This is a genomic window from Streptomyces typhae, from assembly GCF_009755605.1.
Taxonomy (GTDB): domain Bacteria; phylum Actinomycetota; class Actinomycetes; order Streptomycetales; family Streptomycetaceae; genus Streptomyces; species Streptomyces typhae.
Map to the genome: position 1 here is coordinate 179608 of NZ_WPNZ01000009.1, position 13007 is coordinate 192614.

8 protein-coding genes are annotated in these 13007 nt (G+C 71.5%); 4 read left to right on the forward strand and 4 right to left on the reverse strand.

Annotated elements, in window-relative coordinates; all coding sequences use genetic code 11:
- Positions 1–193: 193 nt before the first annotated feature.
- Together acs and GPA10_RS18110 are read right to left on the reverse strand one after the other, a co-directional pair.
- Positions 194–2200: an acetate--CoA ligase gene (acs, locus tag GPA10_RS18100; RefSeq protein WP_343041045.1), complete on the reverse strand. Its 2007-nt coding sequence runs from the start codon at positions 2198–2200 to the stop codon at positions 194–196.
- Between the two features lie 49 nt (positions 2201–2249).
- A complete protein-coding gene (locus GPA10_RS18110; protein ID WP_246259358.1) occupies positions 2250–4994 on the reverse strand; it encodes a bifunctional SulP family inorganic anion transporter/carbonic anhydrase in 2745 nt (914 codons plus the stop codon).
- A 297-nt stretch (positions 4995–5291) separates the two neighbouring features.
- Here GPA10_RS18110 and GPA10_RS18115 point away from each other — a divergent pair, with 297 nt between their 5' ends.
- Positions 5292–6650: a polysaccharide deacetylase family protein gene (locus tag GPA10_RS18115; protein WP_246259360.1), complete on the forward strand. Its 1359-nt coding sequence runs from the start codon at positions 5292–5294 to the stop codon at positions 6648–6650.
- A 69-nt stretch (positions 6651–6719) separates the two neighbouring features.
- On the opposite strand, the gene GPA10_RS18120 is transcribed toward GPA10_RS18115, so the two are convergent.
- Positions 6720–7706, reverse strand: coding sequence for an ATP-binding protein (locus GPA10_RS18120; protein WP_157166410.1), 987 nt, complete (start codon positions 7704–7706; stop codon positions 6720–6722).
- A 115-nt stretch (positions 7707–7821) separates the two neighbouring features.
- Between GPA10_RS18120 and GPA10_RS18125 the strand changes: the two genes are divergently transcribed.
- Positions 7822–8637: a Fic family protein gene (locus GPA10_RS18125; protein ID WP_157166411.1), complete on the forward strand. Its 816-nt coding sequence runs from the start codon at positions 7822–7824 to the stop codon at positions 8635–8637.
- 473 nt (positions 8638–9110) lie between these two features.
- Here the strand turns inward: GPA10_RS18125 and GPA10_RS18130 are convergent, their stop codons facing one another.
- A complete protein-coding gene (locus GPA10_RS18130; protein ID WP_157166412.1) occupies positions 9111–9935 on the reverse strand; it encodes an HAD family hydrolase in 825 nt (274 codons plus the stop codon).
- Between the two features lie 537 nt (positions 9936–10472).
- Between GPA10_RS18130 and ssd the strand changes: the two genes are divergently transcribed.
- Together ssd and GPA10_RS18140 are read left to right on the forward strand one after the other, a co-directional pair.
- Positions 10473–11591 carry a septum site-determining protein Ssd gene (gene ssd / locus GPA10_RS18135; RefSeq protein WP_343041046.1) on the forward strand — a complete coding sequence of 373 codons (1119 nt, stop codon included), beginning with the start codon at positions 10473–10475 and terminating at the stop codon, positions 11589–11591.
- A 20-nt stretch (positions 11592–11611) separates the two neighbouring features.
- Complete coding sequence (locus tag GPA10_RS18140; RefSeq protein ID WP_246259391.1) at positions 11612–12946, forward strand: TadA family conjugal transfer-associated ATPase; 1335 nt, start codon at positions 11612–11614, stop codon at positions 12944–12946.
- Positions 12947–13007: the final 61 nt, after the last annotated feature.

A 13007-nucleotide genomic window follows, 5' to 3' on the forward strand; every position in this document is an offset into this window, starting at 1 on the left:
TAGGTACGTCCGCGACTTCTTTCGGGGGGTACTTCTTGTCGCGTTGTTGACGTTGATCCTTAGCGTACCTAACCGCTTGCGTGGGCGCGAACCCGGGCCAATCCGGCACATATGACTCTAAGCGCACAAAGGGCACCCGGCGCGGGTGGCGCCGGATGCCCTTGCCGGGTGTGCCCTCGGATGTGGCGCGGTATCAGTCCTCGCTGGGCGCGGCCGGCAGCTTGGTCTGGATCAGGTCCATCACGGAGGAGTCCGTCAGCGTGGTCACGTCACCGAGCTGGCGGTTCTCCGCGACATCCCGCAGCAGCCGCCGCATGATCTTGCCGGACCGCGTCTTCGGCAGCTCGGCCACGGGGAGGATCCGCTTGGGCTTGGCGATCGGCCCGAGTGCCGTCCCCACGTGGTTGCGCAGCTGCCCCGCCAGCTCCGCGTCGTCCGCGTCGGCCGTGCCCCGCAGGATCACGAAGGCGACGATGGCCTGTCCGGTGGTCTCGTCCGCGGCACCGACCACCGCCGCCTCGGCGACCGACGGATGGGACACGAGTGCCGATTCGACCTCGGTGGTGGAGATGTTGTGCCCCGAGACGAGCATGACGTCGTCGACCCGGCCGAGCAGCCAGATGTCCCCGTCGTCGTCCTTCTTCGCGCCGTCCCCGGCGAAGTACTTGCCCTCGAAGCGCGACCAGTACGTGTCGATGAACCGCTGGTCGTCACCCCAGATGGTGCGCAGCATGGACGGCCACGGCTCGGTGAGCACCAGATAGCCGCCACCGCCGTCCGGCACCTCGTTCGCCTCGTCGTCCACGACGGTGGCCGCGACGCCCGGCAGCGCGCGCTGCGCGGAGCCCGGCTTGGTCTCGGTGACGCCCGGCAGCGGCGAGATCATCATCGCGCCGGTCTCGGTCTGCCACCACGTGTCCACGATCGGACACTTGTCGGCGCCGATGTGCTTGCGGTACCAGACCCACGCCTCGGGGTTGATCGGCTCGCCGACCGACCCGAGCACCCGCAGGCTGCTGAGGTCGAACTTCGCGGGGATGTCGTCGCCCCACTTCATGAACGTACGGATCGCCGTCGGCGCCGTGTACAGGATCGTGACCCCGTACTTCTGCACGATCTCCCAGAACCGGCCCTGGTGCGGGGTGTCCGGGGTGCCCTCGTAGATCACCTGGGTCGCGCCGTTCGAGAGCGGCCCGTAGGTGATGTACGAGTGGCCCGTCACCCAGCCGATGTCGGCCGTGCACCAGTAGACGTCGGTCTCCGGCTTGAGGTCGAAGACGGCGTGGTGGGTGTACGACGCCTGGGTGAGGTAGCCGCCGGAGGTGTGCAGGATGCCCTTCGGCTTGCCCGTCGTCCCCGAGGTGTAGAGGACGAACAGCGGCTGCTCGGCCTCGAACGCCTCGGGCGTGTGCTCCGGGGACTGCTTGCCGACCACGTCGTGCCACCACAGGTCGCGGCCCTCGGTCCAGGCCACGTCCTGCTCGGTGCGCCGGACGACGAGTACCTTGGCCACGCCCTGGGTGCCCTCGCGGCTCAGGGCCTCGTCGACCGCGGGCTTGAGCGCGGACGGCTTGCCCCGGCGGTAGCCGCCGTCGGCGGTGATGACGAGCTTGGCGTCGGCGTCCTTGATGCGCGCGGCGATGGCGTCGGCGGAGAAGCCGCCGAAGACCACCGAGTGCGCGGCGCCGATGCGGGCGCACGCGAGCATGGCCACGACCGCCTCGGGGATCATCGGAAGATAGACCGCGACCCGGTCGCCCGCGCTCACGCCGAGCTCGGTGAGCGCGTTCGCCGCGCGGCTGACCTCGTCCTTCAGCTCGGCGTAGGTGATGGCCCTGCTGTCCCCGGGCTCACCTTCGAAGTGGATGGCCACCCGGTCGCCGTGGCCCGCCTCGACATGGCGGTCCACGCAGTTGTACGCGACGTTCAGACGGCCGTCCTTGAACCATTTCGCGAACGGCGGGTTCGACCAGTCGAGCGTCTCGGTCGGTTCGGTGGCCCAGGTCAGCCGACGGGCCTGCGCGGCCCAGAAGCCGAGCCTGTCAGCCTTGGCCTGTTCATACGCCTCCGCCGTGACGTTGGCGTGCGCCGCCAGGTCGGCCGGCGGCGCGAACCTGCGGTCCTCCTTGAGCAGGTTGGCCAGGCTTTCGTTGCTCACGACATCTCCCTTTCCCAGGGTGTCCGTTGTGTCCCAGGCCACAGCTCATCAGACACCCGGCCCCGGTGACAAGGGCTTGCCGGTAATTGGTTTAGACCTCTACCGGTCGGGCGGGGGTGACCTGGCTGAACACCTCGTCGGGTGCCTGCCCAGCGGGCGCCGTCTCACCCCCTCGTCCGCCGTCCGTGCCCTCGGCCAGCAGATACGCCTGCGCCTCGCCCACATGGAAGTACATCCCGTGCAGCTCGAGCGTTCCTTCGGCAAGCCGCTTCGCCACGACCTCGTACGCCCGCAGGTGCTCCAGCTGCTGGACGACGTTGGTGAGGCAGAGCTGCTCGACGGCGTCGGCGGGGGCCCTGCCCGCGAGGCGCGGCCAGGGCCTGGGGGGCGCGGCCTTCGGGTCGGGGGGTGTGGCTTCCAGCCTGAAGGGGGTGGCTTCCAGGCCGGGGGTGGGGGTGGCTTTCAGCCCGGAGGGGGTGGCTTCCAGGCTGGGGGTGGGGGCGGTTCCGGGCTCGGGGGCGGGTGAGCTGTGTGTGCCGGGTGCACCTGGTGTGCCGGGTGTGGCTGTGCCAGGGGTGGCGGTGGTGCCGGTGCCCGGGGTGGGGCTCGTGCCGGCGGTGGGGTGTGCGCCGGGGGCGGGGCTCGCGGCCGCGGTGGGGGGTGCGCCCGCAGTGAGGTTCGCGCCCGCGTTGGGGCCCGCGCCCGTGGTGAGGTTCGCGCCCGCATCGGGGACCGTGCCCGTGGCGAGGCCCTGCTCGGCCATCCGCGCCAGGCTGGGCAACCCGTGCCGGAGCCACCTCTTGAGGGGCGTCTGCGCCCCGGTCGGCGGCGTGGTGAGCAGCGCCTGCATCGCGCCGCAACCCGAATGCCCGCACACGGTGATGGACTTGACCTGCAACAGGTCCACCGCGTACTCGATCGCCGCGGCCACCGAGTCGTCGCCGCTCTCGGCGCCGGGCAGCGGCACCAGATTGCCGACGTTGCGCACGACGAACAGGTCCCCGGGTCCGCTCGACGTGATCATCGAAGTGACCACTCGGGAGTCGGCGCAGGTGAGGAAGAGCTGAACGGGCCGCTGGCCCTCGCGCGCGAGGCGGGCCAGCTCACCGCGCACGCGTGGCGCGGTGTGCCGCTGGAACGCGCTGATCCCCTTGGCCAGTTGATGCTGCTCGGGGCGCTCCGGACGCTCCTGGTCCGGCTGCTCGGGGGAGCCTTCGGTCTCGCTGTCGCACTGGTGGTTGCGCCAGGGCGTCCAGGGGCGGCAGCCGCACTGGGACGTGGCGGCGGGCTCGGCGATGCGCTGCCCGCCGCGCCCGGTGACCTCGGCACTGCCGCCCTGCGCGGCGTGCGCGTCGAGCCAGCTGTGCAGCGACTCGTACGCCGCGTGGTCCATGAAGGAGCCGTCCAGCTCCACGACGGCGTGCGCCCGCGGCGGAACGTGGTGCAGGCACCGGCTCAGCCGGGGCACCGCGAGGAACGTCAACTGTCCGCGTACGTGGACGTGGTGCACGCCCTCCGAGTCCTCCTCGCAGGTGATGCGGGTGCGGGCGAGGCGGTGCAGGGCGACGGACACCGCGACGCCGATGCCGATGGTGACGCCTTCCAGGACTCCGAACACGACCACGCCGAGGACGGTGGCGACGTAGACGAGGATCTCGCGGTGCCTGCTGACCGTACGGATGTGGTTCAGGCTGACCATCCGGATGCCGATGGCCATGACGAGCGCGGCGAGGGCGGCGAGCGGGATCAGCTCCAGGACGGGCACCAGGAGCAGGGCGGCCACTACTACCCAAACGCCGTGCAGCATCGTGGAGTTCCTGCTGACGGCGCCCGCGCGGACGTTCGCCACGCTGCGCACCGCCACCCCGGCGATCGGCAGTCCGCCGAGCGTCCCGGACGCCATGTTCGCCGCGCCCTGGCCGAGCAGCTCGCGGTCGAGATCGGAGCGGCCGGGGCGGCCCTGCTCACTGGTGCGCTGGGAGGTGAGCTTGTCGATGGCGACCGCGCCGAGCAGCGACTGGACGCTGCACACCAGCGTCGTCGTGAGCACCGCCGCCGCGAGGCCGAGAACGGGGCCGTCGGGCAGTCCGGCCAGTGCGTGGCTGCGCCAGGAGGGCAGGTCCACCTTGTCCATGGCGAGGCCCGTCGCGCCGGTGAGGGCGGTGGCGGCGGTGACGGCGACGAGTGGGGCGGGGACGACGCGCGCCATCCGCCCGGCACGGCCGGGGATCCGGGGCCACAGGAGCAGGACCACCAGGGTCAGGACGCTGATCGACACGGCCGCCGGATGCAGGTCGGCCAACTGGGCGGGCAGCGCGCCGAGATTGGAGATCACGGAGCTCTGGGGCGTCCCGCCGAGGACGATGTGGAGCTGGGCGACGGCGATGGTGACGCCGATACCGGCGAGCATGCCGTGGACGACGGCCGGGCTCACGGCGAGCGCCGAGCGTGCCACCCGCAGGCAGCCGAGGCCGATCTGAGCGAGCCCGGCGAGGACGGTGATGGCGCAGGTGGTCCGCCATCCGTACCGCTGGATGAGGTCGGCGGTGACGACCGTGAGACCGGCGGCGGGGCCGCTGACCTGGAGCGGGGAGCCGCCGAGACGACCGGCGACGAGGCCGCCGACGGCGGCGGCGACCAGGCCCGCCTGGAGCGGGGCGCCGGTCGCGAGGGCGATGCCCAGGGAAAGCGGCAGGGCGATCAGGAAGACGGCGATGGACGCGGAGACGTCGGCGCCGGCGATGCGGAACTTCTTGCGCGGCGGTGGCGCGTGCGGCTGCTGGGCCGGGGGGTCGTGAGCCGGGTCGGTGGCGCTGGTGGGGACGCAGGCAGACATGTTTCCCGTCTCCTCCGGGGCGGCGCGGTCGCGGAACAGGGGGTCCTCCGGCGGTTGCCGGGGGGCGGGTCGCGGCCGTGGGTCACGGCGTTGCAGCGGCGGGATGCCTCAACTCTCAGTAAACGAATCGTAATGCAGAGTAAAGGCCGTACATGGACTTTAGCCGCAAATGGGTCAGTTGATCACTCCAATGAGTGAATAAAAATACTGGTCGGCTTGTCGGAATGGATCTTCGCGAGCGCCATGCGAAGTTGCTGCCGTTCTGTCCCGACTTGCACGGAAGAAGGTGGGCGGAAGATGGCCGCCACCCCAAGGACCTCAGCCGCCCAGGACCGTACTGAACAGGGCCGTCCTGACCAGGGACGTACCGGCCAGGGCCGCGGTGGCGCGCGGGCGCGGCGGGCGGGCGCCGGCCTGGTCGCGCTCGCGGTCGGCGCGGTGGCGTTGGCGGGATGCGCGGACGACGGGTCCGGCGCGGAGTCAGGCGCTCACGGCGCGAAGAAGCCGCCGGGCGCCCCTGCGCCCAAGACAGCGGTGCGGCTGATCGGGGACGGCTCGACCGCGTTCACGGGTCAGCAGCCGAACCTGCCCCGTCCCGAGCGGCTCAGACCGGGCCAGAAACCCCCGCAGTTCGTGGTCTTCTCCTGGGACGGCGCGGGCGAGGACAGCCAGAAGCTGTTCTCCCACTTCCGCAAGGTCGCCAAGCGGAACAACACGACGATGACGTACTTCCTCAGCGGCGTGTACCTGCTCCCCGAAAGCAAGCGCAAGCTCTACAAGCCGCCCCAGCATCTGGCCGGCGCCTCGGACATCGGCTTCAACGACCGCCGGGGAATCAAGGACACCGTGGAGCAGCTCCGCGGCGCCTGGCTGGAGGGCAACGAGATCGGCACCCACTTCAACGGTCACTTCTGCGGCGCGGGGCGCGGTGTCGGCGAGTGGTCGGTCGAGGACTGGAAGAGCGAGATCCGCCAGGCCAAGTCCTTCGTGAAGGCGTGGAAGACCAACACGGGCCGGAGCGGCGCGAAGCCCCTGCCCTTCGACTACGACCGCGAGTTGATCGGCGCCCGCACGCCCTGTCTCGAAGGCCGCACCAACTTCATGCGCGCGGCCCGCGAACTCGGCTTCCGCTACGACACCAGCGGCGTGAACAACCAGCTCTGGCCCAAGAAGAAGCGCGGCCTCTGGGACCTGTCGATGCAGCTCGTCCCGGTCCCCGGCCGCGGCTTCGAGACGCTCACCATGGACTACAACTTCATGGTGAACCAGTCCGGTTCCACCTCGCAGGGCGACCCTGACAAGCACGAGTACTGGGGCGACCAGATGCGCGACGGTCTGCTGAAGGGCTTCCGGCGCGCCTACGAGGGCAACCGTGCCCCCCTCGTCATCGGCAACCACTTCGAGTCGTGGAACGGCGGCGCGTACATGCGTGCCATCGAGGAGACCATCGAGCGCGTCTGCACCAAGCGGCAGGTGCGCTGTGTCTCCTTCCGGCAGCTCGCCGACTGGCTGGACGCACAGGACCCGAAGGTCCTCGCCAGGCTGTCCAGGCTCGGCGTCGGCGAGGCACCCAAGGAGGGCTGGCGCGCCTTCCTGTCCGCCAGGCCCGCCCCCGCGCCCAAGGGGGTCCCGGGCGCGGAGCCGGCCAAGCGGTGAGCCGGGCGGGTCCGGTGGGGGCCGGTGGGGGTGCCCCCGGGCAGACCCGCCGTGCGCCGCCCGCGGCCGTCAGGCCGTCGCCGGTGCGTGCTCGCGCAGGACGAAGTCGGGGTCGACCTGGGCGGCCAGGTCGGCTCCGGTCCGCTCGTTGCCCCAGCTCTGGGCGTTCTTCAGGTGGAAGTGGACCATCTGGCGGGTGTAGCGCTCCCAGTCGCGGCGCTCGTACGTGGCGTCGGCCGCTTCCTGGAGCGTCTTCAGGGCGAGGTGGTTGGTCTCTTCCAGGAGGGTGAACCGGGGCGGACGGCCCTTCTCCATGGAGCGCACCCAGTCGGAGTGCCCGACCGTCACCAGGAGGTCGTCGCCGACCTGCTCGCGCAGGAAGTCGAGGTCGTCCTGGCCCTGCACCTTGTTGCCGACGACCTTGAGGTCGACGCCGAAGTCTTGTGCGTAGTCCTTGTACTGGCGATAGACGGAGACTCCCTTCCTGGTCGGCTCGGCGACGAGGAACGTCATGTCGAAGCGGGTGAACATCCCGGAGGCGAAGGAGTCGGAGCCCGCGGTCATGTCGACCACCGCGTACTCGTCGCGGCCGTCGACCAGGTGGTTCAGGAGCAGTTCGACCGCTCCCGTCTTGGAGTGGTAGCAGGCGACACCGAGGTCGGCTTCGGTGAAGGGCCCGGTGACCATCAAACGCACGGCGCCGCCGTCGAGTTCCACCGCCCGCGCACACGTTTCGTACACCGGGTTGTCCTCGCAGATCCGCAGCAATCGCGAGCCCGCACCGGGCGGAGTCGTCTTGATCATTGCGTCGGTTCCGGTGATGCGCGGGTTGGTGCCGCGCAGATAGTCCTTGATCAACGGCAGCCTGCCGCCCATGGCGGGCAGTTGGGCCGACTGCTCGTCGTCGAGGCCGAGGGCCGCGCCCAGATGCTGGTTGATGTCGGCGTCCACTGCGACGACGGGTGCGCCGGTGGCGGCGAGGTGTCGGATGAAGAGCGAGGACAGCGTGGTCTTTCCGCTGCCGCCCTTCCCTACGAAAGCGATCTTCATGTTCATGTAGCGTAGCGATGTGATCTTGCGCGCGGCCCCGCGTTCGACGGGAGTGGCCGGTTCTCGTGAAGAAGACCACTCCTTCGTGGCGGGTGCGCCCCTGGTGCGTAGGGTCGTACTCATGAGTACGAATGCCGATCCGTTGGTCGCTCTCAGCGCGCTGCCCGGTGTGCCCGACGCCGTGGACTCCGTGCGCAAGGCCGTCGACCGGGTCTACGGCCACCGGGTCATGCGGCGGCGCAGCAACGAGGTCACCTCTGAGGCGGCGCTGCGCGGAGCCCGCGGGTCCGCGTCGCTCTCGGGCGCCGAGTGGGCCCTGGAGGAGGTCCGCAGGCGCAGTGACTTCAGTGGTGAGGGCGACGCGCGCGTGATGGGGGCCGCGTTGCGGCTGAGCGCGGAGGCAGGGCAGCTCCTCTCCATCTGGCGGCAGTCGCCGCTGCGTGTCCTCGCCCGGCTGCATCTCGTCGCCGCGGCCGACTCCGACGCGGCCGCGGGCCGTCCGCGGCTCGCGGGCGAGCCGGTGTTCGAGCCGCTGATCGAGCTGGATCTGCCGGACGCCGACGAGGTGGCGGGGCGGCTCGAAGGGCTCGCGCAGCTGGTGATCGCGGGCAGTGCGGCGCCGGCTCTGGTGACGGCGGCCGTGGTGCACGGCGAGCTGGCGGCCCTGCGGCCCTTCGGCTCGTGCAACGGCCTGGTCGCGCGTGCCGCCGAGCGCATCGTCCTGGTGGGCAGCGGCCTGGACCCGAAGTCCGTCTGCCCCGCGGAGGCTGGTCACGCGGAACTGGGGCGCGCGGCCTACGTGGGTGCCCTGGAGGGCTACGTGTCCGGCACTCCGGAGGGCATGGCCGCCTGGATCACGCACTGCGGGACGGCGGTCGAACTGGGCGCGAGGGAGTCGACCGCGGTGTGCGAGGCGCTCCAGCGCGGGGCCGCCTGAGGCGGTCGGCCGACCCGGTCGGGGTCCGGGGCGGAGCCCGAACCTACTCGGAGCAGGGCTGCGGCCCTGGAACAGAGTTGCGGCGGTACGAGAATTCGTACCGCCGCTGGCATGTTCACCGGGTTACCAAGCGTCCTCGAAGATTTGCCCATCAGGTCGGGAGCTTTGCCCGTCACCTGGTGCGGCTGGCCCGTAATCGACGGGTCGACGTCGCGTGGGTGCTCGATGACCATGCTTCGGTCCGTGGGGCCAATCATTGCGGTTAAAGGTGATCCTCTCGGATTTCCTTGGTCTCGCGGGCCGTTGACTCCTTTGTACTCCTGTCCTGGAGCAAGTGGAAGCCCTGGCTGCACTTCTTTACTTTTGTGTTCAAACAAGGGTGAATCGGGCGACGGTCTCGCGGTGGTCCTGCCGACGGTCCGCGGACGGCTCCCCAGGGCGCGTCGATGGATGCTCCGTCCCTGGTCGGGGCCTCAGCCGGCAGTGGCGCGGCGACGGCTTGCGAACCACACGATGCCCGCGGTCGCGGCGGCGGCGCCGACCGCGGCCGCCGCGACGAGCGCGGGGCGGCGGGGTGCGGGCAGCCGCTGCTTGAGGCGCACGGGGCGGTGGAAGTCCAGAATCGGCCACTCGCGCACGAGGGCCTCGCGGCGCAGTGCCCGGTCCGGGTTGACGGCGTGCGGATGGCCCACGGACTCGAGCATGGGGATGTCCGTGGCCGAATCGCTGTAGGCGAAGCAGCGCTCCAGGTCGTACCCCTCGGACTCGGCGAGTTCCCGGACGGCCTCCGCCTTGGTCGGGCCGTACGCGTAGTACTCCACCTCGCCCGTGAAGCAGCCGTCGTCGCCGACGACCATGCGGGTGGCCACCACCCGGTCCGCGCCCAGGAGTTCACCGATCGGCTCGACCACCTCGGCGCCCGAGGTGGAGACGATGACCACATCGCGTCCCGCGGTGTGGTGCTCCTCGATGAGCGAGGCGGCCTCGTCGTAAATGATGGGGTCGATCAGGTCGTGCAGCGTCTCCGCGACGATCTCCTTGACCTGCTGGACGTTCCATCCCCGGCACAGCGAGGACAGGTACGCGCGCATGCGCTCCATCTGGTCGTGGTCGGCTCCGCCGGCCAGGAACACGAACTGGGCATATGCGGTTCGCAACACCGCCCTGCGGTTGATCAGGCCGCCTTGGTAGAACGACTTGCTGAAGGTGAGCGTGCTCGACTTCGCAATGACCGTCTTGTCCAGGTCGAAGAAGGCGGCTGTCCGGGGCAGGGAGTGGTTTTCCACGAGGTCGAGCATAGGCGCCCGCCATTCGGCGTAAGCTGAGGCGCGTGGGTTTGCCTGAGAAGGCTCTCGGGTACACCATGGAAGTCACGGATCGTTCGCGACCGTGCTAACCCGGTCTGGCTCCTCCCCCCCCGAGTCGGACCGAGGGGACGACCCCCGCTCTCCCCCCCGGCGGGGGTCGTCGCATGTCCGGATGGGTTTTTGCCCTCCCTTTCCGATCTTTCCTGATCTTGTCTGATCGTTCGCACGCTTGTCGCGCCTTGGTGGCGACGATGCCGAGCGCGGAAGATTCGTCACTGTGTGTGTCCACGGGGCTGCGCTGTGGAAGACGTTCGGGCCGTCACCGGTATGGGTGAAGGAGATATTCACAGCCGGTCCGTTCTCCACAGTTATCGACCAAGATCCACACGATTTCCCGGACCGCCGCACGCTGGATTCCGTTCGTGAAGTTCATGGCCGGATTCCATTGGCCGGTCTTCGCGTACGCAGATCCGGATGCGCACAACCGCGCATTCGAAGGGACTTGCAGCGAGAGGGGGCCGGAAGATCGTGAGTGAAGTCATTGCATGCGGCACGCCGCCGTCGTCCGGGGAACAGGCGGGCGGACCGCTGATCGTCACCGAGGACGTGGACCTGCTCGACGACCTGCTGCGGCTGTGCGCGGCGGCAGGAGCGCGCCCGGAGGTGCACCACGGCGTGCCCGAGCGCAGGGGCGGCTGGGAGTCCGCGCCGCTCGTCCTCGTCGGGGACGACGCGGCGGACCGGGTGCGCGGCGCGACCCGGCGGCGCGGAGTGGTGCTCGTGGGCCGGGACCAGGACGACCCGGGGGTGTGGCGGCGCGCCGTGGAGATCGGCGCGGACGACGTGCTCGTCCTTCCCGACGGTGAACAGTGGTTGGTCGACCGCATCGCCGACGTCGCGGAAGGCGTCGGCAGGCCCGCCCTGACCGTCGGTGTCATCGGCGGCCGCGGCGGCGCAGGAGCCTCCACGCTGGCGTGCGCGCTGGCGGTCACGGCGGCGCGGTCCGGGCGGCGCACCATGCTGGTCGACGCCGACCCGCTCGGCGGCGGACTCGACGTGCTGCTCGGCGGGGAGACCGCCGAGGGCCTGCGCTGGCCCGCGTTCGCCCGGTCCCGGGGCCGGGTCGGCGGGGGCGCCCTGGAGGAGTCGCTGCCCGCGCTGCACGATCTGCGGGTCCTCAGCTGGGACCGCGGCGACGCCGTGGCCATCGCCCCCGAAGCCGTACGAGCCGTCCTGGCCGCCGCCCGCAGGCGCGGCGGCGTCGTGGTCGTCGACCTGCCGCGCCGGGTGGACGAGGTGGTCGCCGAGTCCCTGGCGCAGCTGGACCTCGGCCTGCTCCTGGTGCCAGCGGAGCTGCGCGCGGTGGCGGGGGCGCGCCGGGTCGCGTCGGCAGCGGGCATGGTCCTGCGGGATCTGCGCGTCGTCGCCACCCCGGGCCCCGACCCGTGCGCGGGCGACAAGCTGGACGCGGACGAGGCGGCCCGGCTGCTCGGCCTCCCGCTCGCCGGCGTGCTGCCGTGGGAGCACGGCCTGCGGGCCGCCGGACGCGGCGGGCGGCCCCCGGGCGGCGCAGTGCGCGGACCGCTCGCCCGGTTCTGCACGGCCTTCTGGGAGCGGCTGCCCGCCGGGGCCGGTGAGGGCGCGTGAGCGCGGTCGTGGGCGCCCGGATGCTGGACGGGGTACGGCAGTGGCTCGCGGCGAACGGCACCGAGCCGACGCCGGCCCGGGTCGCCGAGGCACTGCGCGCCCAAGGGCGTGTCCTGGGGGACGCCGAAGTCCTCGGCGCGGCCGATGAGTTGCGCTCGGAGCTGGTGGGTGCCGGGCCGCTGGAGCCCCTGCTCGAAGACCCGGCGGTGACCGACGTCCTGGTGTCCGCTCCGGACCGCGTCTGGGTGGACCGCGGCCGCGGCCTGGAGCTCACGGACGTCGCCTTCCGGGACGCCACGGCGGTCCGGCGCCTCGCCCAGCGGCTCGCGACCGTGGCGGGACGGCGCCTCGACGACGCGCGGCCCTGGGTCGACGCCCGCCTGCCGGACGGCACCCGCCTGCACGCGGTGCTCCCGCCGGTCGCCGTCGGCTCGACCTGCCTGTCCCTGCGCGTCGTACGGCCCCGCGCCTTCACGCTCCCCGAACTGGTCGCCGCGGGCACGGTGCCGCCCGGCGGCGACCGAATGCTCCACCGACTGCTCGACGCCCGCCTCTCCTACCTGGTCAGCGGGGGCACGGGCAGCGGCAAGACGACACTGCTCTCCACCCTGCTCGGCCTCGTCGGGCAGCGGGAGCGGATCGTCCTCGCCGAGGACTCCGCGGAGCTGCGCCCCGACCATCCGCACGTGGTGCGCCTGGAGGCCCGGCCGCCCAACCAGGAGGGCGTGGGCGCGGTGGGCCTGGACGACCTGGTGCGCCAGGCCCTGCGGATGCGCCCGGACCGGCTCGTGGTGGGCGAGGTACGGGGTGCCGAGGTGGTGCATCTCCTGGCCGCTCTGAACACGGGCCACGACGGCTGCGGCACGGTGCACGCGAACGCCGCCGCCGACGTGCCCGCCCGCCTGGAGGCGCTGGGCACGGCCGCCGGGCTCGACCGCGCGGCGCTGCACAGCCAGCTGGCGGCCGCCGTGTCCGTGGTCCTCCATCTGGTCCGGGACCCTGCGGGCCGACGCCGCCTGGCGGAGGTGCAGGTCCTGGAGCGCGGCCCGTCGGGCCTGGTGACGACCGTGCCCGCGCTGCGCTGGGGCGCGCGGGGCTTCGTCCGCGAACGCGGCTGGCCGAGGCTGAGCACCCTGCTCGCACGCCGCGGTGGACGCGGCCATCGAAGGATTCAGGGTGATCTCGGAGGCCAAGGCGACCAAGGCGATCGCGGCGGCGACCGAGGCGACCGAGGCGGCCAAGGCGGCCAAGGTGACCTCAAGGATGTGGGCACTCTGCGTGCTCCAGGTGACCGTGCCGGCCGACGGGTGTACGAGGTGCCGGGTGGATCGGGTGGGCCGGGGGAGGAGGCGTGAGCAGGGCGGCGGTGTGCGGAGCCGCGCTGTGCGCGGGCGGATCGGTATGGCTCCTGGGCGG

Coding starts and splice junctions, on each gene's coding strand:
- GPA10_RS18110 (WP_246259358.1), bottom strand. CDS start 4,994: ATGTCTGCCTGCGTCCCCACCAGCGCCACCGACCCGGCTCACGACCCC.
- GPA10_RS18115 (WP_246259360.1), top strand. CDS start 5,292: ATGGCCGCCACCCCAAGGACCTCAGCCGCCCAGGACCGTACTGAACAG.
- GPA10_RS18120 (WP_157166410.1), bottom strand. CDS start 7,706: ATGAACATGAAGATCGCTTTCGTAGGGAAGGGCGGCAGCGGAAAGACC.
- GPA10_RS18125 (WP_157166411.1), top strand. CDS start 7,822: ATGAGTACGAATGCCGATCCGTTGGTCGCTCTCAGCGCGCTGCCCGGT.
- GPA10_RS18130 (WP_157166412.1), bottom strand. CDS start 9,935: ATGCTCGACCTCGTGGAAAACCACTCCCTGCCCCGGACAGCCGCCTTC.
- GPA10_RS18140 (WP_246259391.1), top strand. CDS start 11,612: ATGCTGGACGGGGTACGGCAGTGGCTCGCGGCGAACGGCACCGAGCCG.